The 22,654-nt window shown below is 43.2% G+C and carries 23 protein-coding genes, 2 tRNA genes, 1 rRNA gene and 1 riboswitch; of the genes, 18 read left to right on the forward strand and 8 right to left on the reverse strand.

Annotated features, from left to right (window positions below; genetic code table 11):
• Window positions 1–14: 14 nt before the first annotated feature.
• Entirely contained in the window at window positions 15–509 is a 495-nt protein-coding gene (locus CW370_RS17070) for a MarR family transcriptional regulator (protein WP_015252703.1), read from the reverse strand.
• Between the two features lie 310 nt (window positions 510–819).
• Here CW370_RS17070 and CW370_RS17075 point away from each other — a divergent pair, with 310 nt between their 5' ends.
• Window positions 820–2,028 carry an MFS transporter gene (locus CW370_RS17075; RefSeq protein WP_014475975.1) on the forward strand — a complete coding sequence of 403 codons (1,209 nt, stop codon included), beginning with the start codon at window positions 820–822 and terminating at the stop codon, window positions 2,026–2,028.
• Window positions 2,029–2,063: 35 nt separating this feature from the next.
• On the opposite strand, the gene CW370_RS17080 is transcribed toward CW370_RS17075, so the two are convergent.
• Window positions 2,064–2,801, reverse strand: a complete 738-nt coding sequence (locus CW370_RS17080; RefSeq protein WP_015252701.1) for a sulfite exporter TauE/SafE family protein — start codon at window positions 2,799–2,801, stop codon at window positions 2,064–2,066.
• Window positions 2,802–3,048: 247 nt separating this feature from the next.
• Here CW370_RS17080 and CW370_RS17085 point away from each other — a divergent pair, with 247 nt between their 5' ends.
• The 3 genes from CW370_RS17085 (at window position 3,049) to CW370_RS17095 (ending at window position 6,460) form a co-directional block, all read left to right on the forward strand.
• Window positions 3,049–3,723 carry a GntR family transcriptional regulator gene (locus CW370_RS17085; protein ID WP_003234129.1) on the forward strand — a complete coding sequence of 225 codons (675 nt, stop codon included), beginning with the start codon at window positions 3,049–3,051 and terminating at the stop codon, window positions 3,721–3,723.
• A gap of 126 nt (window positions 3,724–3,849) precedes the next feature.
• The gene (locus CW370_RS17090) at window positions 3,850–5,112 is read left to right on the forward strand and encodes a glycoside hydrolase family 18 protein (RefSeq protein ID WP_024571334.1); all 1,263 of its coding nucleotides are present in this window, start codon (window positions 3,850–3,852) and stop codon (window positions 5,110–5,112) included.
• 160 nt (window positions 5,113–5,272) lie between these two features.
• On the forward strand, window positions 5,273–6,460 hold the full coding sequence (locus CW370_RS17095; protein WP_024571333.1) for a macrolide family glycosyltransferase: 1,188 nt from the start codon (window positions 5,273–5,275) through the stop codon (window positions 6,458–6,460).
• Window positions 6,461–6,498: 38 nt separating this feature from the next.
• Here CW370_RS17095 and CW370_RS17100 read toward each other — a convergent pair whose 3' ends face one another.
• Complete coding sequence (locus CW370_RS17100; protein WP_024571332.1) at window positions 6,499–7,209, reverse strand: membrane lipoprotein lipid attachment site-containing protein; 711 nt, start codon at window positions 7,207–7,209, stop codon at window positions 6,499–6,501.
• A 65-nt stretch (window positions 7,210–7,274) separates the two neighbouring features.
• A complete protein-coding gene (gene phoB / locus CW370_RS17105; protein WP_101169842.1) occupies window positions 7,275–8,663 on the reverse strand; it encodes an alkaline phosphatase PhoB in 1,389 nt (462 codons plus the stop codon).
• Between the two features lie 330 nt (window positions 8,664–8,993).
• Here phoB and fra point away from each other — a divergent pair, with 330 nt between their 5' ends.
• Window positions 8,994–9,365, forward strand: coding sequence for an iron chaperone frataxin (fra, locus tag CW370_RS17110; protein ID WP_024571330.1), 372 nt, complete (start codon window positions 8,994–8,996; stop codon window positions 9,363–9,365).
• Between the two features lie 74 nt (window positions 9,366–9,439).
• On the opposite strand, the gene CW370_RS17115 is transcribed toward fra, so the two are convergent.
• Together CW370_RS17115 and CW370_RS17120 are read right to left on the reverse strand one after the other, a co-directional pair.
• Entirely contained in the window at window positions 9,440–9,937 is a 498-nt protein-coding gene (locus CW370_RS17115) for a YdhH/YoaO family protein (RefSeq protein ID WP_024571329.1), read from the reverse strand.
• Between the two features lie 17 nt (window positions 9,938–9,954).
• Window positions 9,955–10,434, reverse strand: a complete 480-nt coding sequence (locus CW370_RS17120; protein ID WP_024571328.1) for a GNAT family N-acetyltransferase — start codon at window positions 10,432–10,434, stop codon at window positions 9,955–9,957.
• An 85-nt stretch (window positions 10,435–10,519) separates the two neighbouring features.
• Here CW370_RS17120 and CW370_RS17125 point away from each other — a divergent pair, with 85 nt between their 5' ends.
• Window positions 10,520–11,497: an HD domain-containing protein gene (locus CW370_RS17125; protein WP_024571327.1), complete on the forward strand. Its 978-nt coding sequence runs from the start codon at window positions 10,520–10,522 to the stop codon at window positions 11,495–11,497.
• Window positions 11,498–11,638: 141 nt separating this feature from the next.
• A complete protein-coding gene (locus CW370_RS17130; protein WP_080262566.1) occupies window positions 11,639–12,256 on the forward strand; it encodes a YdhK family protein in 618 nt (205 codons plus the stop codon).
• Window positions 12,257–12,271: 15 nt separating this feature from the next.
• Here the strand turns inward: CW370_RS17130 and pbuE are convergent, their stop codons facing one another.
• Window positions 12,272–13,438, reverse strand: a complete 1,167-nt coding sequence (gene pbuE / locus CW370_RS17135; protein ID WP_003234105.1) for a purine transporter PbuE — start codon at window positions 13,436–13,438, stop codon at window positions 12,272–12,274.
• A gap of 55 nt (window positions 13,439–13,493) precedes the next feature.
• Window positions 13,494–13,593, reverse strand: a riboswitch (purine riboswitch).
• A 177-nt stretch (window positions 13,594–13,770) separates the two neighbouring features.
• On the opposite strand from pbuE, the gene CW370_RS17140 reads away from it, so the two are divergent.
• The 8 genes from CW370_RS17140 (at window position 13,771) to gmuG (ending at window position 21,017) form a co-directional block, all read left to right on the forward strand.
• The gene (locus tag CW370_RS17140) at window positions 13,771–14,082 is read left to right on the forward strand and encodes a PTS sugar transporter subunit IIB (protein ID WP_014112863.1); all 312 of its coding nucleotides are present in this window, start codon (window positions 13,771–13,773) and stop codon (window positions 14,080–14,082) included.
• Complete coding sequence (locus CW370_RS17145; RefSeq protein WP_024571325.1) at window positions 14,082–14,414, forward strand: PTS lactose/cellobiose transporter subunit IIA; 333 nt, start codon at window positions 14,082–14,084, stop codon at window positions 14,412–14,414. The genes CW370_RS17140 and CW370_RS17145 overlap by 1 nt, the downstream gene beginning before the upstream one ends.
• 18 nt (window positions 14,415–14,432) lie before the next feature.
• Complete coding sequence (gene celB, locus CW370_RS17150) at window positions 14,433–15,761, forward strand: PTS cellobiose transporter subunit IIC (RefSeq protein ID WP_024571324.1); 1,329 nt, start codon at window positions 14,433–14,435, stop codon at window positions 15,759–15,761.
• Between the two features lie 17 nt (window positions 15,762–15,778).
• The gene (gmuD, locus tag CW370_RS17155; RefSeq protein ID WP_024571323.1) at window positions 15,779–17,176 is read left to right on the forward strand and encodes a 6-phospho-beta-glucosidase GmuD; all 1,398 of its coding nucleotides are present in this window, start codon (window positions 15,779–15,781) and stop codon (window positions 17,174–17,176) included.
• A 148-nt stretch (window positions 17,177–17,324) separates the two neighbouring features.
• Window positions 17,325–18,038 carry a transcriptional regulator GmuR gene (gene gmuR, locus CW370_RS17160; protein WP_024571322.1) on the forward strand — a complete coding sequence of 238 codons (714 nt, stop codon included), beginning with the start codon at window positions 17,325–17,327 and terminating at the stop codon, window positions 18,036–18,038.
• 28 nt (window positions 18,039–18,066) lie between these two features.
• Window positions 18,067–18,966 carry a fructokinase GmuE gene (gmuE, locus tag CW370_RS17165; RefSeq protein ID WP_101169843.1) on the forward strand — a complete coding sequence of 300 codons (900 nt, stop codon included), beginning with the start codon at window positions 18,067–18,069 and terminating at the stop codon, window positions 18,964–18,966.
• A complete protein-coding gene (manA, locus tag CW370_RS17170; RefSeq protein WP_101169844.1) occupies window positions 18,963–19,910 on the forward strand; it encodes a mannose-6-phosphate isomerase, class I in 948 nt (315 codons plus the stop codon). The genes gmuE and manA overlap by 4 nt, the downstream gene beginning before the upstream one ends.
• A gap of 18 nt (window positions 19,911–19,928) precedes the next feature.
• On the forward strand, window positions 19,929–21,017 hold the full coding sequence (gmuG, locus tag CW370_RS17175) for a mannan endo-1,4-beta-mannosidase (RefSeq protein WP_101169845.1): 1,089 nt from the start codon (window positions 19,929–19,931) through the stop codon (window positions 21,015–21,017).
• A gap of 60 nt (window positions 21,018–21,077) precedes the next feature.
• On the opposite strand, the gene CW370_RS17180 is transcribed toward gmuG, so the two are convergent.
• Window positions 21,078–21,932, reverse strand: a complete 855-nt coding sequence (locus tag CW370_RS17180) for a manganese catalase family protein (protein WP_024573398.1) — start codon at window positions 21,930–21,932, stop codon at window positions 21,078–21,080.
• A gap of 335 nt (window positions 21,933–22,267) precedes the next feature.
• On the opposite strand from CW370_RS17180, the gene CW370_RS17185 reads away from it, so the two are divergent.
• The 3 genes from CW370_RS17185 to CW370_RS17195 all read left to right on the forward strand — a co-directional run.
• Window positions 22,268–22,344: transfer RNA gene (locus CW370_RS17185), tRNA-Arg, on the forward strand.
• Between the two features lie 13 nt (window positions 22,345–22,357).
• Window positions 22,358–22,431, forward strand: a tRNA-Gly gene (locus CW370_RS17190).
• Between the two features lie 97 nt (window positions 22,432–22,528).
• A 16S ribosomal RNA gene (locus CW370_RS17195) occupies window positions 22,529–22,654 on the forward strand; the annotation flags it as partial.

Below are 22,654 nucleotides of genomic sequence, written 5' to 3' on the forward strand. Positions count from 1 at the left end.
TTGATACACTCCTCTTAAGCTTCGATATTATTTATATTGTTTCGCATGCGCGCCAGCACATCAATGAGCAGGCGGCGTTCTTCTGCGCTTACATTTGCGAGCATTTCCTTCATGAAACGCTCCTTTTCCTTCTTAGAAGACTCAATTCGCTCTCTTCCTTGGTCTGTTAACCGAACAAGGGTGATGCGGTTGTCCTCAGGCTTGCGCCGCCTTGATACCATGCCTTTAGCTTCCAGCTGTTTCAGGTGTCTGGTAACGGCTGCGCTATCGATATTTACTTTCTTTTGAAGGTCGCTTTGACTGATCTCATCTGCATGATAAAGCAATGTCAGCAATTCCAAACGAGATTGGCTGATGCCCGTGCATGCCTCGAACTTCACGCCAATCACCTTGTTCACGCCTTGCAGCTGATATAAAATCTCGGCTTCCTCTGAACAAAATGACGCCAAAACCCATCCCTTCTTTCCTGTCAAAACTATTAATTGATATATCAATGATTGACACGTCAATTAATATACAACGATTGATTTCATCTTGCAAGCCATTTGCACTTTTGAACAACCTCCCAGCGCATAAAATTCGCTAGGCTAGAACTTAGCAAAAAAAGCTGGCCGTTTCTTCAGATGATGCTGATCACGATGATTCCCCGCATCATTCCCTTTATAGGTGTTCGGAATATCACTTTGCCGAGCCCGTGCTCAAGCGGCTTTCACAGGCTGAAAGTTATGATACAATATACAAATGTTTCACAGCTTCAATCCATAGTTGGAGCTGACATCCATTATATAAGGGACTAGGTTGAAGGGAAGGTTTGATAACATGCTGCACAATCCAACTGGAAAAGAACGCTTGGCACTAGCGTTTCTGCTCGGCATGCTTGCTATATTGGGCCCGCTTAATATAGATATGTATTTGCCAAGTTTTCCTGAAATCGCGGAAGATTTATCAGCAAGTGCTTCACTTGTTCAGTTAAGTTTAACAGCCTGTCTGGTCGGGCTTACGATCGGCCAGCTGATTGTCGGGCCGGTCAGCGATGCGCAGGGAAGACGAAAACCGCTATTAATCTGTATTTTTTTATTTGCGTTATCTTCTCTGTTTTGTGCACTGTCGCCCAATATAACAACTTTAGTGGCTGCGCGTTTTTTACAGGGCTTCACTGCTTCTGCAGGGCTTGTGCTGTCTCGCGCAATCGTCCGCGATGTGTTTACCGGAAGAGAGCTTTCTAAATTTTTCTCGCTGTTAATGGTCATTACCGCGGTGGCGCCAATGGTTGCGCCTATGACAGGCGGTGCCATTTTGCTTTTGCCGTTCGCAACGTGGCATACAATTTTTCACGTCCTCATGATCATCGGATTTTTACTAGTTCTTCTGATTGCATTGAGGTTAAAAGAAACGCTTCCGCCGGAAAAACGGATTCCAAGCTCAATCGGAACATCCGTCAAAACGATGGGCAGCCTGCTGAAGGATCGATCCTTTATGGGGTACGCGTTAACTGTCGGATTTATTCACGGGGGAAGCTTTGCATATGTGTCTGGTACGCCTTTTGTATACCAGGATATCTACGGGGTGTCTCCGCAGGTATTTAGTATTCTTTTTGGCATTAACGGGCTGGCGATTATATCGGGCAGCTTTATCATCGGACGCTTTGGCGGAATCATTCATGAAAAAAGTCTGCTTCGTATAGCGGTCATTACGGCTATGATTGCGACGGCTGTGCTATTAACCATGACCATGATTCACGGTCCTCTTGCTACATTAGTCATATCCATTTTCATTTACATGATTACGATCGGCATGGTTCTGACCAGCACGTTTACCCTGGCCATGGAAAAGCAGGGGCACCGCGCCGGAAGTGCAAGTGCGCTGCTTGGGATGCTCCCGCTGCTCCTCGGTTCAATCGTGTCACCGCTTGTAGGCATTAATGAGACAACAGCCGTTCCGATGGGAGCCATCATGTTTGTAACAGCTGTCATCGGCTCACTGGCGTTTTTTGGATTAACGAAAGAACGAGTAGGGCAGAATTCATAAAAAAACCTGACATGACGTCAGGTTTTTTGTTTTATTTAGAATAACAACAGCAGGCCTGCAATCGCCGGAGTCAAAAAGATGGCTGATTTCAAAACCACCTTTGGCATGAGGTTGGTGAATTTCGCGCCTACATAGGCACCGCACATTGTCCCGACTAGAACTTTGACAAGCAAAACGTAATCAACAAAACCTTCTGTAATATATCCGATGCCTCCACCTACAGCCAGAGGGATGATCACAAGCATCGTCGTTCCGACAGAATGACGAATGGACAGATTCAGCATAATCATTAAACCGATTTGAATAAAAGGTGCCGACCCGATGCCGAATGTGCCGGAAAGAACGCCGGCTACAATTCCTAAGATGACCGCTCTCGTATACGTTGAAAGAGTGCTTTGATTCACTTGAGCCTTCTCTTTTAAAATAAATAATCTGATTAAAATGAGAATTGCTGATAAAAATAACATTCCAGCCGTCAAATAATGAAGCAAATCAGCCGGAATAAAAGATGTCAGCTTGGCGCCGAAAAATGAGCCAACCGCAGCAAAGCCTCCGACTATTAAGCCGATTTTCATTTGAATGTTGCCCTCGCGATAGTGGCTGTATGCCCCTGATAAGCTTGTAAAAGCCATGCCGGCAAGTGAAGTGCCTAAAGCCGTATGAATCGGGATATGGAAAAGAAGCGTTAAAAGGGCAATGACAAAGCCGGCTCCACCGGCGCCAATAAAGCCTAAAATAATTCCTAGAAGAAACATAACAAGAATAATGAGCATATTTTTTCCTCCATTGAAAAGATGTAAAAATGTAATCGTGCGCTATTCTGGCGGAGGTATGGTGTCCTATTGACGAAGAAAAACACGCCGTTTTTCGGTTGCCAGTAGTCCGTCGACCGTCGTTCAGCAAACATATCGTACCTCAAATTCAGGGATCTGACAAGGCAGTTTGTTGCTTCCCATTACCATCTGTTATATGATTTTGATGAAGAAAAGCCCTTGAATATATTCAAAAGAGGTATTATATATGGACGATTTTAAATTAGATAAGCCGACTCCCTACTACCTGCAATTTTATAACCAGCTAAAAAAAATGATCTTCAACGGGACTTTTAAGCCTGGGGAACGGATAAACGAAACACAGCTGGCGAAAAGCTTTGGCGTCAGCCGCTCTCCGATAAGGGAAGCCATGCGATTGCTTGAGAAAGATGGTTTGTTAAAAGCGGATGACCGAAATGGATTTTCGATCACGTCATTAACGGCAAAAGATGTAGATGAGATTTATAAAATCAGAATTCCGCTGGAGCAGCTGGCAGTCGAATTAGTCATAGACGAAGCGGACGAAGAAGAGCTGACCATACTCGAAAAACAGCTTGAAGAAACAGAGAAAGCGATTCACAACGGCACGGAAGATACGGAAATCATTCGTTTAAACCAAAAATTTCATGAGCTGCTGGTTGATTTCAGCCATAACAGACATTTGAAAAATTTGCTTGAGCATGTAAATGATCTGATTCATTTTTGCAGAATCCTTAATTATACCGGCGACCACCGTGCAGAAACGATACTGCGTGAGCACCGCAGGATATTTGAAGAAGTGAAAAAGAAAAACAAAGAAGCAGCCAAACAACATGTGCTGGCTCATTTCAATCATGACTGTGAGCATTTGAAGCATGTGCTTGAAGAAGGAAAAGAGAATTGATTTGTATGATCCGGTACCAAGGGGGAGCAGAACCCTTGGTATTTTTTTATGTATTCACCACATATCTAAGAGGCCCCGTTAATAAGATTTTATGATGGTTTGACTAACGAATAATGGGGGTTAAACATGTTTATCCATATCGTCGGGCCTGGTGATTCTTTGTTTTCGATAGGCAGAAGATACGGTGCTTCTGTTGATCAAATACGGGGTGTGAATGGTTTAGATGAGACAAATATCGTGCCGGGGCAGGCTCTGCTTATCCCTCTTTATGTATATACAGTCCAGCCGGGAGATACGCTTACCGCCATTGCAGCTAAAGCGTTTGTGCCATTAGAGCGACTGCGAGCCGCCAATCCGGGCATCAGCCCAAATGCTTTACAAGCGGGAGCAAAAATAACGATTCCTTCGATCTCAAATTACATTGCGGGAACGTTAAGTTTTTATGTGCTTCGTAACCCAGACCTCGATCGGGAATTAATCAATGATTATGCGCCATACTCGTCTTCGATTTCGATTTTCGAATACCATATTGCACCGAACGGCGACATTGCAAACCAATTGAATGATGCGGCCGCTATTGAGACAACTTGGCAAAGGCGAGTCACGCCGCTGGCAACAATAACGAACCTTACATCAGGAGGCTTCAGTACGGAGATTGTTCACCAAGTACTGAACAATCCAACAGCGAGAACCAATCTGGTCAACAACATTTATAACTTAGTTTCCACAAGGGGATATGGGGGTGTCACAATCGATTTTGAGCAGGTGAGCGCCGCGGATCGCGATCTTTTCACTGGGTTTTTACGCCAGCTGAGAGATCGACTTCAGGCGGGAGGGTATGTGCTGACGATAGCTGTTCCTGCAAAAACAAGTGATAATATTCCATGGCTGAGAGGCTACGATTACGGGGGGATAGGAGCGGTTGTCAATTATATGTTTATCATGGCTTATGATTGGCATCATGCCGGAAGTGAGCCGGGTCCTGTAGCGCCGATTACTGAAATAAGGAGAACCATTGAGTTTACGATTGCGCAGGTGCCGAGCAGAAAAATCATTATCGGAGTCCCGCTCTACGGGTACGACTGGATCATCCCGTACCAGCCGGGCACAGTTGCTTCAGCGATTTCAAATCAAAACGCAATCGAAAGAGCGATGAGGTACCAAGCCCCGATACAATATTCAGCCGAATATCAATCACCGTTTTTCCGGTACAGTGATCAGCAGGGGCGGACGCATGAGGTATGGTTTGAGGATGTCAGGAGCATGAGCCGGAAGATGCAGATCGTCCGCGAATACAGATTGCAGGCTATTGGCGCTTGGCAGTTAACGCTGGGCTTTACACCGGGCCCATGGCTTCTGCGGAAATTTTTTACGATCAGAAAAGTGTAAAAAAAGACACCAGAGCTTGGGTGTCTTTTTTTTGATTAAGTCCAGAGCAGCAGAATAGTTCATTCATTTGTACCTTGCATGGGTTGTGTTCCCATTTTACGATTAGTAGTAGTCTGATTAAACAAAGAGTCAGAATACGATTTGAGAGGGAGTTGTCTACATGAAGACAGTATTGATTTTGAATTTTCCTGCGGAAGGCCATGTGAATCCTACCTTAGGCATTACAAAAGCGTTTTCCGATAAGGGATATGATGTCCATTATATATCCACTGAAAAATATAAAAAACGATTAGAAGCAGCGGGAGCAACGGTCCATCTTCACCGGGATCTGCTGCGAACGACACCTATTCATGTCGGTTCGCCCAATGGCATTCTTGATTTCGTGAAAATCCATATCAAAACGTCATTGGACATTTTACAGATTGTCAAAGACTTATCTAAGAGCATTCAATTTGATTTTGTTTATTATGATAAATTCGGCGCGGGGGAATTGGTAAGGGATTACTTAGATATTCCAGGAGTCTCTTCATCGGCGTCTTTCTTGTTTGGCGAGGAGCACCTGAAAATCCTGCCGCTGCATCCGGATTCTGGAGCGCCGCTTGAATTGGATCAAGAGTGCGAAGACCTTTTGGCAAAAATGAAAGAAACGTACGGTGTTGCCCCGAAAAACCTGGTTCAATTCATGAACAATAAAGGTGAATTGAACGTAGTGTATACAAGCCGTTATTTTCAGCCAGAAAGTGATCGTTTCGGGGATAAATGTCTATTTATCGGGCCGAGCTTTCCAAAGAGAGTGGAAAAAACAGATTTCCCGATTGAACAGCTAAAAGATGAGAAGGTCATTTATATTTCAATGGGGACTGTACTGGATCATACAGAGGATTTCTTCAACCTTTGTATTGATGCATTTTCAGGCTTTAACGGAAAAGTCGTCATCGCTGCCGGAGAAAAAGCGGACCTGACCAAATTAAAGCAGGCGCCGGAAAACTTTATCATTGCTCCGTATGTCCCTCAGCTGGAAGTGCTGGAGCAATCGGATGTTTTCATTACACACGGCGGAATGAACAGCGTAAACGAAGGCATTCATTTCAGCGTGCCACTGGTTGTCATGCCTCATGACAAGGATCAGCCGATGGTGGCGCAGCGTCTCTCTGAACTCCATGCAGGCTATGTCATCTCTAAAGATGAAGTCAATGCCCAAATATTAAAACAAGCCGTAGATGAGGTTTTGCGCAACGATCAGTATACGGCAGGCATTAAAAAAATCAATCAAAGCTTCAAAGAATGTATGGACATGGAAGAAGTGATGGAGCTGATTGATGAGTTGATTCGCCAAAAAAACAAATAAGAAAAAGAACTCCCGTACCTTGTACGGGAGTTCTTGATTTAAAACTTGATTTTGATTTTTTGAGCATCGCTGATTTTCTTATGGTTATGGTCAAAGACGTCACTTGTCGTGATTTCGATCCACTTGATCTTTTTTGTTTTCTTCTCAGCATCCGCGGCCTTATCATGAGCATGGCCGCTTGATGCGTTCACAATAAAGCCGAGATTTCCGGACTTTTCGGCGCCACCTTCCAATTCGCCGTTTAACTCTTCAAGATAAATATCTTTGTTCCAATCAAAGGTTTCGCCCGTATTTGTTTTCATCAATGCAATCGGCGCAACATTTACTTTTTTTGAAGAGGTGTTCTTGATATCAACGAAGACCTTAACGAAATCAAACTCTTCATCGTGTGTTAACTCATGAAAGTAATCAATCATGCTGTAGTCCGGGCGCAAGTGGATCAGCTTCATTTCTTTTACCGTTAACTCCACGTCGCCAATCTTATAGGTTTTGTTCACTTGTTTGATATCTTTTAAGACAGCTTTTCCTTTATCATCTGAAAACGTTTGGCCGACCTTAAGCAATGACCGGTCATCAGTTACCTGGGAATTAGGCTGATAATCATCTGTGCTGTCCTTCTGGGATGAAGTGCTTTGCGGCTCAGCTTTTACTGTTTTCTCCCCGCCTGCATGCTGTTTTTCAGTACTGGCGTTTGATGAGCAGCCCGCAAGCATGATAGCAAAAACGAAAATTGAAAGAATTCTTCTCATGATGATTCCTCCATTAAAAAGAGATCCCGTTACTTCATACAAGCAACGGGACACCTTGTATTCTTTTACTTATCGTTAATCTTAATGTTGTATTGTAAAGCCTTGAAGACATTTTTTGCGATTTCTGTATTATCAATTTGGCCGGCAAATGTCTCACTAGACGGACCGTATGCATAGACGGGAACATCTTCACCGGTATGTCCGCCTGTTGTCCATCCAGTGTGAGAGCGTTTATTAAAGATGTTCTCGATTGCGTTATCGATATCCAGCACTTCCTTCGATTTTGCCGCTTCTTCAACAGATTGAATTTCGGCTTTTGTTAAAGCCAATTTCTTTTGATCGATATATGTTTTCAACGTTTTTTCAACATCCGCGCCGTCAGAGATCTTTTCTGCCATAAAGTCAGGTGTGCGCTTTGCGGCTTTAATGGGTTCACTGAACCAATTGTAGATGCCGTCCGCACCTATGGAATATCCGCCGGTTGAGTGGTCAGCCGTTGCGACAACCAATGTGTGCTTGTCTTTTTTAGCGAAATCAATAGCCGCCTTATAAGCTTGTTCAAAGTCTTCCATCTCGCTCATGGCGCCGACGATATCATTGTCATGGCCCGCCCAGTCAATTTGGCTGCCTTCCACCATGAGGAAGAATCCGTCTTTATCCTTGTTTAATTTTTTAATGGCTGTGTTTGTCATATCTTTAAGTGATGGAATATCCTTCGTCCAGTCAATCTTTTTAGGCAGGCCGCCGTCAGCGAATAGGCCGAGAACTTGGCTGTCTTTGTTTTTCAGCATGTCCTTGCGGTTATCCACGTAGCTGTATCCCGCTTTTTTGAATTCCTTGATCAAATTACGGTCCTTACGGTCAAAATTGCTCTTTCCTCCGCCTAGAAGGACATCAATTTTGTGCTTGCCGTTGACCATCTCATCAAAATAATCATCCGCAATTGAGTTCATATTTTTTCGGCTGTGGTCGTGTGAACCGAAAGAGGCCGGAGTGGCGTGTGTAATTTCTGAAGTGGCCACAAGTCCTGTTGCTTTTCCTTTTTCTTTCGCAGCTTCAAGCACCGTTTTGGCTTCTGACCCGTCGTTATCCACGGCTATGGCATTATTGTATGTTTTAATTCCCGCAGACATAGCCGTTGCCGCCGCTGCAGAATCCGTTACATTTTGTTCAGGATCATCGGGGTAAGTTGTTTGCTGGCCGACAAGGTACTGATCAAAAGCCGTAGGTTCCACAACTTTTGTCTTTTTATTATCCTTTAAGTATCGATAAGCGGACGTATAAGACACACCCATACCATCACCAATCAGAACAATAACATTCTTAATTTCGTCTTGGTTCCCCTTTTTCTTTTCCTGGGCGCTGGCTACAGGCACACTGCCGCTGGCTAAGCTGCTGAACGCAATTGATGATAAAACCGCGATAGGCAGTAATTTCTTCGGGAATTTTTTCAACTGGATAACCTCCTAAATATAGATGAATCTCAATGACAACCCAATTATATTTTTAAACTGTTAAGCTAGTATTAATCGATTTTAAAGATTGAATTTACAAGAATAATGAACTGCTATCAAAAGAAGGAAAGAGTGATAGTACTAAAGAAATAAATTGGAGGAATAGATACTGGCCGTGGATAGGCGGACTGAAATCTGCTATAGTCGCATAGAAGCAACCCGCTTACATCTTGAACAATTTTAAGTATTATGTTGGAAAGAGGTATTGTGTAAGCACATGTCTGAGCAATTCATATGGAGTGGCATCATTTTATTTTAGGAGGGAACAACATGGACGTTTTTTCTGAGTACTTAGCGGGGATTGATGACCCGTTCCACCGAGAAAGAACGGAAGAGGTGTTGACTTGGATCAAAGATAAATATCCAAATTTACATACAGAAATAAAATGGAATCAACCGATGTTTACGGATCACGGTACATTTATTATTGGCTTTAGTGTTTCTAAAAAGCATTTAGCTGTCGCTCCTGAAAAAGTAACGATAGCGCACGTAGAGGATGATATTGTGAAGGCCGGATATGATTACACCGAGCAGCTGATACGTATCCCTTGGAATGGTCCAGTTGATTACACGCTACTTGAGAAAATGATTGAGTTTAATATTTTGGATAAGGCGGACTGCTCCACTTTTTGGCGGAAATGAAGAAAAAGGCATAACATATGAGCTGTATAAAATATGTTATGCCTTTTCATTTGTCTATTTTTCGTTTTGATCATCTATTGCTGCTTTTCCTCAAACAAGGTCTTTTCATTGAGCGCAAGCTGACTCGCAGAATAATGATCACCTTGTTTCCATTTCACTTCAATGGTTATATCATGGCCTTCAAGCTCATGTTCATCTAACCGCTCTAAAAAAGAAACGGACTTTTCCTTTGCGCTTCCATCAGAAAAAGTGCCTCCAGCATAATCATGCATCGGGATTTCCGTGTCAGAACTCAGCAGAACTTCATCATCCTTTTTTACAATCAATGATTCCAAATAAGTGTTGTCTGTTTCATGTGGTTCACCGATCCAATAAAGTTCGCCGCTGTATTCATTCGGTGCATCTTCATTTTTTTTGAAAACAGCTTCCCAATTCTGATCTTTGCTTTCTCCCTGCCAATTCGGATACTCCAAACGAACATGATGAATCAGGTGATAGGAAAAAAAGATCAAGCAGAAAGCGATTAATAGGAATGCCGTGAAAATGAGAGGGTATTTATAATGACTGGACATAAAAGACTCCTATTCGTTTAATTAATTACCTTCGAAAATAGAATTTCATCCCGAATCAAAATGCCGTTTTCAGCCACCTCTGGAATCTCTGGCTTGAGTCGGCGCGCTTTTTCAACTGCGTTCGGAAACACTTCGGCGAATTGATAGCCTCTCTTTTGATAAAACGCCATCGCATGTACATTATCATTCGTTGTGATAAGCTTTATTCGTTGACAATGTGCATGTTTAGCCGTCTCTTCAACCTGCTGAAGTAAAGCTGTGCCGATTCCTTTATTTTCAATCATACTATCTAATGAAATAATTTCACAATCTTTCCCATCTATTGTGTATGTAATACAGCCAATGATTTCGCCGCTTTCATTTACTGCGGCAAATCCATCTAATTCATCACATCGAAAAATGCCGCTGGAAATCGCCATCTCGGGTGTACCCCAATGCTTGGCAAAAAAAGCGGTCAACATATGTTTCGCTATCTCATTGTTTGGGATGATGATCATCGTAACACTCCTCTATTGAAAGATTGCATGTGTACTATCAATATAAACAATATATAACAAAAAAAATAGATGTTGAGGTGACGGCATGGAAATCAGCGATGTCATTTACGGGCACCACCATATAGACGGAGTGCTGGAAGAGCTTATCAAAAGCGCTCCTGTGCAAAGATTAAAAGGGATCTATCAAGGCGGAGCAAGCTTTTTAGTCAATCGAAGGTGGAATGTGACCCGGTATGAGCACTCCATCGGCGTAATGCTCCTCATCAAAAAGCTCGGAGGAACGATAGAAGAACAGATTGCGGGTCTGCTCCACGACGTATCACACACAGCTTTTTCTCATGTGGTCGACGTTGTCTTTGAAAATCAAGCAGAAGACTATCATGAAAACATCTTTCAACAAGTCATTGTTCACTCTGAAATCCCGGACATTCTACAAAAACACGGCTATCATACCGAAGAACTTTTATCTGACGATTCAAGGTGGACATTGCTCGAACAGCCCGCACCGGAGCTTTGTGCTGATCGGACAGACTATACGCTGCGTGATATGTACCGATATGGACACATTAACCTGCACGAAGCGCAAACCTTTTTGGATCATCTTATTGTGAGAAACGGAAGGATGTTTCCTGATAGTATTGAAGCCGCCGAATGGTTTGTCAGTGTGTACTACAAGGAAGTAATTGATTTCTTTTTGAATCCTGTGAATGTATATGGATATGAATATTTAGCGCGAGCATTGAAGGCAGCGCTGCGGCATGATGTCATATCCGCAGTGGATCTGCTGAAAACGGACCAAGAGGTACTGAACATCCTGCGTGCATCAAAAAATGAAGAAGTCCTGAGCTTGCTTACATCTATTCATCCCGGCATACAAGTAATAGAAGATGACATCCAGTACGATTTCCATCAAAAGAAGAAAATGCGCCTAATCGATCCATCCATTTTTCTTGATGACAAATGGATCAAATCCTCAGATGTTTCTGAAAAGGTGAGGAAAATGGGTGAGGCCGCTTATCAAAAAGCAAAAAAAGGTGTGTATATTAAAATCTTAAATCAGTAATTGCCGCCTGACAGCGGCTTTTTTTATGTTTGGCTTTGCAAACAAAGGGGAATAGGACAAACTGCGGGAACGCTTTATGAGAATATCAGCGTATTTACATACCGTTCGGGGGTATAGTATTATCGAGAGGGCATGTTTTCATTGTCTGCGGGCAAAAGTTACAGGAAAAAAATGAAGCAAAGGAGAATGAACATGAAAATCTCTAAAAATGCACTGGGAATTCTGATGTTATCTCTTGTTTTTGTTTTATCAGCATGCGGCAATAACAACAGTACGAAAGAAAGCACACATGACAATCATTCAGACTCCTCATCACATGAAGAGATGGACCATTCCGGATCAGCTGACGTTCCAGAGGGATTACAGGAATCTAAAAATCCGAAATACAAAGTAGGCAGCCAGGTAATCATCAATACTTCCCATATGAAAGGCATGAAAGATGCTGAAGCTACGGTAACAGGTGCCTATGATACAACTGCGTATGTTGTTTCTTATACTCCGACTAATGGGGGACAGCGTGTGGATCATCACAAATGGGTGATCCAAGAAGAAATCAAAGATGCCGGAGATAAAACGTTACAACCCGGAGATCAGGTGATTTTAGAGGCTTCTCATATGAAAGGCATGAAAGGAGCAACAGCCGAGATCGATTCCGCGGAAAAAACAACTGTATACATGGTTGACTATACATCGACAACAAGCGGCGAAAAAGTGAAAAACCACAAATGGGTCACCGAAGATGAGCTATCAGCTAAATAATAAAAAATCCTCCTTTTACAAGGAGGATTTTTTTGCTGTTTGAACAGGTCTTGTTAAAGAAATGAAAGCAAACAGGACAGCGATGATCACAATCGATCCGCCGCACCATGCCGTTGACACCACAGTACCCGTCTGATCCAAAACAACACCGCCAATGGCTGAGCCAAGGGCAATTCCGACTTGGAGGGCCGATGTGTTAAAGCTTTGCTGAATGTCAGACGAATCAGGTGCAATTTCAATTAAATAGCTTTGTTGAGCCGGGGCGAGGCTCCAGCTCAGAAGACCCCAAATCACCATGACAGGCAAAAAGAAAATCATAGACGATGTAGACAGCGGCAGTAAGAACATAATGATGGCAAAGGAACCGGTCACCAGCAAAATGCTCTTAAAGGAACCAAGCCGGTCAGATAGCGCTCCTCCGAAAGGGCCTCCGCATACAGCAGATATCCCGAAAAGGAAATAACAAATGCTGACCCAGAAAGAGCTCAGGTGAAGAGTCTCTTCTAAAAACGGCGCAAAGTAAGCGTAAAGCGTGTAGTGGCCAGCTAATGTAAACATCGTGACGAGGTGTGAACTCGCGATTTTCAGATTACCGATCGTCTTGAGTTGTTCCCGGAAAGGAATCATTTTCTCCGCCGGTATTCTTTCAAAGAAGATTGAAATAATCAGCATGGAGATCAGTGCCAACAGGCCGATGCCAAGGAACAAAATCCGCCACCCGAAGGAATCGCTGATTAAGATTCCGAGCGGCACGCCTAATGCGATAGCAGAGCTGAATCCCATAAAAATAATTCCGATTGCGCGGGCTCTGTATTCAGGCGCTACAATTTTCGGGGCAATTGTTAAAGAAAGCACAACAATCAGCCCTGTACTCATTGCTGCCAATACCCTAGATACCATCAGTGTTGCGAAATTAGGGCTGAAATAGGCGACAAGATTGCTAAGGAAGAAAACAAATAAAGCAATTAGATATAAGCGCTTCCGCTCAATCTTCGCAGTCAATGCCAAAAGCAGCGGCCCAGATACTGCATATCCCAGCGCAAACACACTGATCAGCTGTCCGGCTGAAACAATGGAAATGTCTAAATCATTTGCGATCTGAGGAAGAATTCCACCCACAATTAACTCAACCAATCCGACTGCAATCGTAGAAGCTGCAAGCAGGAAAACTTTGAAATTCATAACAAACTCCTTTACTTAAATGTTTTGATAAATAAAAAAAATCCTGATTACAAAAAATGTCATAAACAAATTTTGTAATCAGGATTTTACGGTTCCTGGTAGACACCCTCAAACCATATTATTGAGGTTATACAAGTGATAATAGCTATTTAATTGATTCGTTTCCGTTGATGAGTGTACCACATTATGAATGAATCTTCCATAGAAAAATTTACAAAATGATGAACCGGACAAGCATATGATTATATTTATTTTACAAAAGTATAGACATTTAAAAATAAATGACTATAATAATCGGTGTAAGCGTTTTAATCACAAGGGGGGGATAGCAGTTGAAAAAAATATTACTCGCGTGCAGTTCAGGAATGTCTACCAGTTTATTGGTGACAAAAATGAAGGAATACGCACAGTCTATCGGTGAGGAAGCAGAGATTTGGGCTGTTGGCCAGGATAAAGCAAAAGAAGACATGAGAAAAGCGGATGCCGTTTTGATCGGTCCGCAAATGAGCTTTCTGAAAAGCGAACTCCAAAAAGAAGCGGATCAATACAACATTCGGGTTGAAGTCATTGACATGATGGCCTACGGAATGGCAGATGGGAAAAAAGCGTATGAGCAGGCATTGTCCTTAATGGAGAATCAATAATGGAACAGGTGAAAATCACGAATTTAACAGACGAACAAATCAGTTTTCAGCTTATCCTGCACAGCGGCAATGCCCGCAGCTGCATCATACAATCACTGCGCGCCTACAAAGAAGGGAACAAGGATGAGGCGGATGCCCTCATTGCCAAGGCTGAGCAGGATTTATCCGCGGCCCATGACATTCACTTTCAAATGATACAAAAGGAATCCGGCGGAGAAGCACAAGCTTTCTCATTGCTGCTTATGCATGCGGAGGATCACCTGATGTCAACATTATCCATGAAAGAATTAGTGAAAGAGATGCTTGATATTTTTAAAACAAAGAATCTATAAATAATCGGGGTGGATAGGGTGTTCGAGAAAATCAGCCAATTCCTTGTTCCAATTGCAGGGAGGTTAAACAATAACCGCTATTTGCAAGTGCTGCGTGATGCATTTATGCTGGCTTTCCCGCTTACGATATTCGGGTCCATTTTTGTCGTGTTAACGAATTTGCCGTTTCTAAACAAAATCATGAATGCCTCAATGCTTACATCGTTTCAGTCTCATTTCGGCATTGCCTCCACGGCGACTATGGGCATTATGTCTGTCTTTGTTGTGTTCGGGATAGGCTATTACCTGTCAAAAAGCTATCAGGTCGAAGCTGTATTTGGCGGAGCGATCGCTTTGGTTTCCTTTTTGCTCTTAACGCCATTTATCGTTCAGCCGGAAACAGGAGATGCCGTTACAGGGGTTATCCCGGTCGACCGTCTCGGTGCAAAAGGGATGTTTCTTGGGATGATTACGGCATTTCTTTCTGGCGAAATCTACAGAAGAATCGTTCAAAAAAACCTGACAATCAAAATGCCAGCCGGCGTTCCGCCTGCTGTAGCAAAATCATTCGCCGCACTTATTCCGGCTTTTATCACATTGACCGTATTTTTGCTGATTAACGTAATGGTGACTCTGTTTTTTAAAACAAATATGCACGACGTCATTTATCACGCGATTCAGGCTCCGCTTGTCGGACTTGGAAGCGGTATCATCCCAACGCTGATTGCCGTGTTTTTCATTCAAATTCTTTGGTTTTTCGGACTGCATGGACAGATCATTATCAACTCCGTGATGGACCCGATTTGGAATACACTGCAGGTAGAAAACCTTTCTGCTTACACGGCGGGAAAAGAAATCCCTCATATTATTTCAAAACCGTTTATGGAGATTTATACAGTAGGGATGGGCGGAACCGGGATGACGCTTGCGATTGTGTTTACCATTCTCATATTCATGAAAAGCAGGCAGATGAAGCAAGTATCAAAACTTGGCCTCGCTCCCGGTATTTTTAACGTAAACGAACCGATTATCTTCGGGCTTCCGATTGTCATGAATCCGATCATTATTGTGCCTTGGGTGCTGGCACCGATGGTTGTTACGCTCGTCACCTATCTGGCTATGTCAGCCGGGCTCGTTCCGCCTCCGACTGGTGTGACGGTGCCGTGGACGGTTCCATTATTCATTAATGGCATCATGGCGACGAACTCAATCATGGGGGGCGTGATGCAGCTTATCAATCTGCTGATTGTCTTCGTGATCTGGTTTCCATTCCTAAAAGCAATGGATAAATTAAATCTGGCAAAAGAAAAAGAACAGGCTGTGCAGGATTCAGCTGCTCAGCAAAATGATAACAGCATAAAAATGTGACATAAGGGGAGAGAGACTTGGCACAAACAGAACAATATCGTTTTCCAAAGGATTTTTGGTGGGGATCATCGGCTTCAGCAACACAAACGGAGGGTGCCGCCGACAGAGACGGAAAAGGCCAGAATATATGGGATTATTGGTTTGAAAAAGAACCGCATCGTTTTTTTGATCATGTCGGCCCCGCAGACACATCCCAATTTTACGACAACTATAAAGAAGATATCAGGCTGATGAAGGAGCTTGGCCACAACTCGTTCCGGATGTCGATTTCCTGGTCACGTTTAATACCAAACGGAACGGGCGAGATCAACGATAAAGCCGCAAATTTCTATAACAATGTCATTGATGAGTTGATCGCTAACGGAATTGAACCTTTTGTCAATTTGTTTCATTTCGATATGCCGATGGCGCTTCAAAAAATCGGTGGCTGGGTCAACAGAGAGACGGTTGACGCGTATGAAAACTATGCAAGAACTTGCTTCAGTTTGTTTGGCGGCCGGGTGAAAAAATGGTTCACGCATAATGAACCAATCGTTCCCGTAGAAGGCGGATACCTATATGATTTTCATTACCCAAACAAGGTCGACTTTAAAGAGGCCGTCCAGGTTGGATTTCATACGATGCTATCAAGTGCCCGCGCCATTCAGGCTTACAGGGAGATGAAGCAGGACGGAAAAATCGGCATCATCTTAAATTTGACCCCTTCATACCCGAGAAGCAGCCATCCGGCGGATGTGAAAGCCGGGGAAATCGCAGACGCGTTTTTTAACAGATCTTTTTTAGACCCATCTGTCAAAGGCGAATTTCCCAAAGAGCTGGTTGACATTTTGAAGCATGAAGGCTTTATGCCAGATTACAACGCTGAAGATCTTGACATCATCAAAAAGAACACGGTTGACCTGTTGGGAGTGAATTATTACCAGCCGAGACGTGTGAAAGCGAAAGAACATCTTCCGAATCCCGACGCTCCTTTTTTACCGGACAGGTATTTTGATCCCTACGTCATGCCGGGCCGCAAAATGAATCCGCATCGCGGCTGGGAGATCTATGAAAAAGGCGTTTATGATATTTTGATCAATTTAAAAGAAAACTACGGCAACATCGAGTGTTTTATCTCTGAAAACGGCATGGGGGTTGAAGGTGAAGAGCGCTTCAGGGATGAACAAGGCATCATTCAAGATGATTACCGGATTGAATTTATAAAAGAGCACCTCAAATGGATTCACCGCGCCATACAGGAAGGATCAAACGTAAAAGGCTATCACTTATGGACGTTCATGGACAACTGGTCTTGGACAAATGCCTATAAAAACCGATACGGATTTGTATCAGTCAATCTCGAGAAAGACGGAGAAAGGACCGTCAAAAAGAGCGGAAATTGGTTCAAAAAGGTTGCTGAGCAAAGCGGTTTCTAGATTTTCCCAAAGGTCAAGATCTTCCGGCAATCATCATAACGAATAGAGATGACGAAAATCCGCAACATTGATGAAATAGGGAAAAGAACTTATGATATCCGTAAAAGCTTATGTGATATCAGACTCTAACAGCTGCCGGAGGATACCAATGAATAAATACGAAATCATTGCAAATGAAATGAGAAAAAGAATTAAAAATAACGTATATCCGATCGATCAGCCCATTCCTGATGAAGTATCTCTTGCAAAAGAATTTAACTCAAGCCGCATGACGATGAAGAGAGCCTTGGATAATTTGGTTGCCGAGGGTCTGCTGTTTAGAAAACGAGGCCATGGCACGTTTATTATTCAATCTGCAATACAGGATGACCATGTCCATGTAGTCAGCAATGAGATTCTCGGATTGACCAACTTGCTGAAAGATAAAAAAATCCAAAGCAAGGTCATTCAGTTTGAAGTGCAATTTCCCACTGAGGAAGTTGCCGCCCATTTGTCTATTGATCAGAAAACACCGGTTTATTATGTCGTTCGGCTGCGAATTGTAGAAGGTGAACCCTATGTATTAGAAAAAACATATATGCCGACTCATTTAATACCGGGCATTAATGACGATGTCCTTCATGATTCGATCTACAATCATATTACAAATGTGCTGCAGCTCAAAATCGCCGGAACGCATCGGAAAATCAGAGCCTGCAAATCTGATCATATTGACCAGCAGCATCTGGGCTGTAAACAGGATGATCCAATTCTTGAAGTGGAACATGTGGGCTTCTTAGATACCGGGATTCCATTTGAATATTCCTTTTCACGTCATCGGCATGACAAGTTTGTTGTGACTTCTGTAAACATACGGCGCTGATTGCGGAGACAACAAGGAGGCCATCTGCATGCTTGGCGGTATTGAAGCAGGCGGCACAAAGATTGTTTGTGCTGTCGGTAAAGAAGATGGAACAATCATTGACCGAATAGAATTCCCTACAAAGATGCCGGATGAAACGATAGAGAAAGTAATTCAATATTTTCGCCAATTTTCATTACAGGCAATCGGCATCGGCTCCTTTGGTCCCGTTGATAACGATAAAACGAGTCAAACATACGGTACCATTACGGCCACGCCGAAAGCGGGCTGGAGACACTATCCCTTTTTGCAAACCGTTAAGAACGAAATGAAAATCCCAGTCGGATTTAGTACAGATGTCAACGCTGCGGCGCTGGGTGAATTCCTTTTCGGTGAAGCGAAGGGTCTCGACAGCTGCCTGTATATAACGATTGGCACTGGCATCGGTGCGGGCGCAATTGTAGGGGGCAGGCTCCTTCAGGGGCTGTCGCACCCAGAGATGGGCCATATTTATATCCGGAGGCACCCGGATGACGCATACCAAGGGAAGTGTCCTTATCATGGAGATTGCTTTGAAGGCTTGGCTTCCGGTCCCGCCATTGAAGCGCGCTGGGGAAAAAATGCCGCGGATTTATCAGATATAGCACAAGTCTGGGAACTGGAAGGGTACTATATTGCCCAAGCACTGGCTCAGTATATTTTGATCCTTGCACCTAAAAAAATCATTCTTGGCGGCGGCGTCATGCAACAGAAACAAGTGTTTTCTTATATCTATCAATATGTACCGAAAATTATGAACAACTACTTAGATTTTTCTGAATTGTCAGATGATATAAGTGATTATATTGTACCTCCACGTTTAGGCTCTAACGCCGGAATCATCGGCACGCTAGTTTTGGCGCACCAGGCCTTACAAGCAGAGGCAGCATCCGGGGAGGTGCGATCATGACGCATCCTTTATTTTTAGAGCCTGTCTTTAAAGAAAGACTATGGGGAGGGACGAAGCTTCGTGAAGCTTTTGGCTACGCAATACCCTCACAAAAAACAGGTGAGTGCTGGGCCGTTTCTGCACATGACCATGGCCCGTCGGCTGTAAAGAACGGCCCGCTGGCAGGAAAGACACTAGATCAAGTATGGCTAGATCATCCAGAGATTTTCGGTTTTCCAGATAGGAAGGTGTTTCCGCTGCTGGTAAAGCTGCTGGACGCCAATATGGATCTCTCCGTGCAAGTCCATCCTGATGATGATTATGCAAAACTGCACGAAAATGGCGACCTTGGTAAAACGGAGTGTTGGTATATCATTGATTGCAAAGATGACGCCGAACTAATTTTGGGACATCATGCAAGCACAAAGGAAGAGTTCAAACAACGAATAGAAAGCGGTGATTGGAACGGGCTGCTGAGGCGAATCAAAATCAAGCCCGGAGATTTCTTTTATGTGCCAAGCGGTACACTCCATGCTTTATGTGAGGGAACCCTTGTCCTTGAAATCCAGCAAAACTCTGATACAACATATCGCGTATACGATTATGACCGCTGTAATGACCAGGGCCAAAAAAGAACTCTTCATATAGAAAAAGCCATGGAAGTCATAACGATACCGCATATCGATAAAGTGCATACACCGGAAGTGAAAGAAGTTGGTAACGCCGAGATCACTGTTTATGTGCAATCAGATTATTTCTCAGTGTACAAATGGAAGATTAGCGGCCGAACTGCTTTTCCTTCATATCAAACCTATTTGCTGGGGAGTGTTCTGAGCGGATCAGGACGAATCATAAATAATGGTAGTCAGTATGAATGCAATGCAGGCTCACACTTTGTCTTGCCTGCGCATTTTGGCGAGTTTTCAATAGAAGGAACATGTGAATTCATGATATCTCATCCTTAATGAATGGGGGAGTTGCATTTGTTTAAGAAACATACGATCTCTTTGCTCATTTTATTTTTACTTGCGTCTGCTGTTTTAGCAAAACCAATTGAAGCGCATACTGTGTCGCCTGTGAATCCTAATGCACAGCAGACAACAAAAGCAGTGATGAACTGGCTTGCGCACCTGCCGAACCGAACGGAAAACAGAGTCCTTTCCGGAGCGTTCGGAGGTTACAGTCATGACACATTTTCTATGGCTGAGGCTGATAGAATCCGAAGCGCCACCGGGCAATTGCCTGCTATTTACGGCTGCGATTATGCCAGAGGATGGCTTGAAACAGCAAATATTGAAGATTCAATAGATGTAAGCTGCAACAGCGATTTAATATCGTATTGGAAAAATGGTGGAATCCCTCAAATCAGCTTGCACCTGGCGAATCCTGCTTTTCAGTCAGGGCATTTTAAAACACCGATTACAAACGATCAGTATAAAAAAATACTAGATTCTTCAACAGCAGAAGGGGAGCGGCTGAATGCCATGCTCAGCAAAATTGCTGACGGACTTCAAGAGCTGGAGAACCAAGGTGTGCCTGTTTTGTTCAGGCCGCTGCATGAAATGAACGGTGAATGGTTTTGGTGGGGACTCACATCATATAACCAAAAGGATAATGAAAGAATCTCTTTATATAAACAGCTCTACAAGAAAATCTATCATTATATGACCGACACAAGAGGACTTGATCATTTGATTTGGGTTTACTCTCCCGACGCCAACCGAGATTTTAAAACTGATTTCTACCCGGGCGCGTCTTACGTGGATATTGTCGGATTAGATGCGTATTTTCAAGATGCCTACTCGATCAATGGATATGATCAGCTAACAGCGCTTAATAAACCATTTGCTTTTACAGAAGTCGGCCCGCAAACAGCAAACGGCAGCTTTGATTACAGCCTATTTATCAATGCAATAAAACAAAGATATCCTAAAACCATTTACTTTCTGGCATGGAATGATGAATGGAGCCCAGCTGTAAACAAGGGGGCTTCAGCTTTATATCATGACAGCTGGACACTCAATAAAGGAGAAATATGGAATGGCGATTCTTTAACGCCAATCGTTGAGTGAATCCGTAATGTCACAATTAAGAAGGTGCTCAAGAAGTTTCTTGAGCACCTTCCCACTGGATTAAGCATTCATATCGCCTAACCCAGGACTGTGTTCATTTGGTATTTCAGGAAGCACTGGTACGGGAAAGCCTGCCGGAGGATCTATTACTTGTAACTCTCCGCCATTTCGGCTTGGAGATTTCCCTTGATAGATTTCACTGATTCTCGTTTCATCCAACCTAAAGTTAAACTGTGCATTATGGTAGCCTAATTCGACATACTTTCTGCACTCAGGATATTTATTAATGTCATAATTCGGCACAGGGAGCAGCTTCGCCCATTCAACGCCCAATGTCTCGAGCGCTTTCGCGAATGCATTCTGGTGAGCATTGTCGCGTACAATCAGAAAAGCAAGTGTTTCGCGGAACGTCTGATTAGAGCTCATTTCATAAATTCTTGTTTTTTGCAGCACACCTGTCGACTCAAGAAGCAGGTTATCCAGCAGGTCAGTAATTAAGTTTCCGTGGTTATACACCCACGACCCGTTCCACGGATTGCCCCCTGCATCAACAGGAAGGGAACTTTGCGCTCCAATAATATAATGATGAGGATTAGCATGTTTAACCGCTTCATCAAGTGGCGCTTGATCTGTACCTTGACTGCCGACACCTTCACCGCCTGATTCATCTAATAAAGCATTGATTGTGTTTTGAACCAGTTCAACGTGGGCAATCTCCTCTAAAAAAATGCCGCGAAGCAGATCGCGATACTGTTTCTGCTTTCCTCTGAAATTAGAGCTTTGGAAAAAAAACTGCATCATTGTACGCATTTCTCCGTAATGACCGCCTAATATCTCCTGCAGGACCTTAGCAGCTGCCGGGTCTGGCTTGTCCGGTTTAATGATATTAATCAGTTCCTCTTTGTAGTAATACATAACACGCCTCATTTCTTCTTAAGAGATTTTCTTATATTATTTGTAAGATGAGATAAAATATATACATGATAAGCATGGGAAGGCGTGAAAGAAGAAAATAAAAAAATACAGGAAAAGTGTTGACCAAATAAAACAGGCATGGTATATTATTAAACGTCGCTGATGAACAGCGTGAAACAAAACAGAAAAACAAAAAAGTTTTTCTAAGGTGTTTACAAGATTTCGAAAATGTGTATAATAAGAAAAGTCGAATTGAAAAAGATTCGAAAAACATTTTTAAAAAACTTCTTGACTTCAACATCAAATGATAGTATGATAGTTAAGTCGCTTGATAAGCGCCCGTAGCTCAATTGGATAGAGCGTTTGACTACGGATCAAAAGGTTAGGGGTTCGACTCCTCTCGGGCGCGCCATATAAGATACCACGCGGGTGTAGTTTAGTGGTAAAACCTCAGCCTTCCAAGCTGATGTCGTGAGTTCGATTCTCATCACCCGCTCCATTATTGAATGATCTTTGAAAACTAAACAAGACAAAACGTACCTGTTAATTCATTTTTTATAAATCGCACAGCGATGTGCGTAGTCAGTCAAACTACTTTATCGGAGAGTTTGATCCTGGCTCAGGACGAACGCTGGCGGCGTGCCTAATACATGCAAGTCGAGCGGACAGATGGGAGCTTGCTCCCTGATGTTAGCGGCGGACGGGTGAGTAACACGTGGGTA

This window comes from Bacillus sp. SN32, assembly GCF_002837495.1.
Lineage (GTDB): Bacteria > Bacillota > Bacilli > Bacillales > Bacillaceae > Bacillus > Bacillus subtilis.

Coding starts and splice junctions, on each gene's coding strand:
- CW370_RS17075 (WP_014475975.1), top strand. CDS start 820: ATGCTGCACAATCCAACTGGAAAAGAACGCTTGGCACTAGCGTTTCTG.
- CW370_RS17080 (WP_015252701.1), bottom strand. CDS start 2,801: ATGCTCATTATTCTTGTTATGTTTCTTCTAGGAATTATTTTAGGCTTT.
- CW370_RS17085 (WP_003234129.1), top strand. CDS start 3,049: ATGGACGATTTTAAATTAGATAAGCCGACTCCCTACTACCTGCAATTT.
- CW370_RS17090 (WP_024571334.1), top strand. CDS start 3,850: ATGTTTATCCATATCGTCGGGCCTGGTGATTCTTTGTTTTCGATAGGC.
- CW370_RS17095 (WP_024571333.1), top strand. CDS start 5,273: ATGAAGACAGTATTGATTTTGAATTTTCCTGCGGAAGGCCATGTGAAT.
- CW370_RS17100 (WP_024571332.1), bottom strand. CDS start 7,209: ATGAGAAGAATTCTTTCAATTTTCGTTTTTGCTATCATGCTTGCGGGC.
- fra (WP_024571330.1), top strand. CDS start 8,994: ATGGACGTTTTTTCTGAGTACTTAGCGGGGATTGATGACCCGTTCCAC.
- CW370_RS17115 (WP_024571329.1), bottom strand. CDS start 9,937: ATGTCCAGTCATTATAAATACCCTCTCATTTTCACGGCATTCCTATTA.
- CW370_RS17120 (WP_024571328.1), bottom strand. CDS start 10,434: ATGATCATCATCCCAAACAATGAGATAGCGAAACATATGTTGACCGCT.
- CW370_RS17125 (WP_024571327.1), top strand. CDS start 10,520: ATGGAAATCAGCGATGTCATTTACGGGCACCACCATATAGACGGAGTG.
- pbuE (WP_003234105.1), bottom strand. CDS start 13,438: ATGAATTTCAAAGTTTTCCTGCTTGCAGCTTCTACGATTGCAGTCGGA.
- CW370_RS17145 (WP_024571325.1), top strand. CDS start 14,082: ATGGAACAGGTGAAAATCACGAATTTAACAGACGAACAAATCAGTTTT.
- gmuR (WP_024571322.1), top strand. CDS start 17,325: ATGAATAAATACGAAATCATTGCAAATGAAATGAGAAAAAGAATTAAA.
- gmuE (WP_101169843.1), top strand. CDS start 18,067: ATGCTTGGCGGTATTGAAGCAGGCGGCACAAAGATTGTTTGTGCTGTC.
- manA (WP_101169844.1), top strand. CDS start 18,963: ATGACGCATCCTTTATTTTTAGAGCCTGTCTTTAAAGAAAGACTATGG.
- CW370_RS17180 (WP_024573398.1), bottom strand. CDS start 21,932: ATGTATTACTACAAAGAGGAACTGATTAATATCATTAAACCGGACAAG.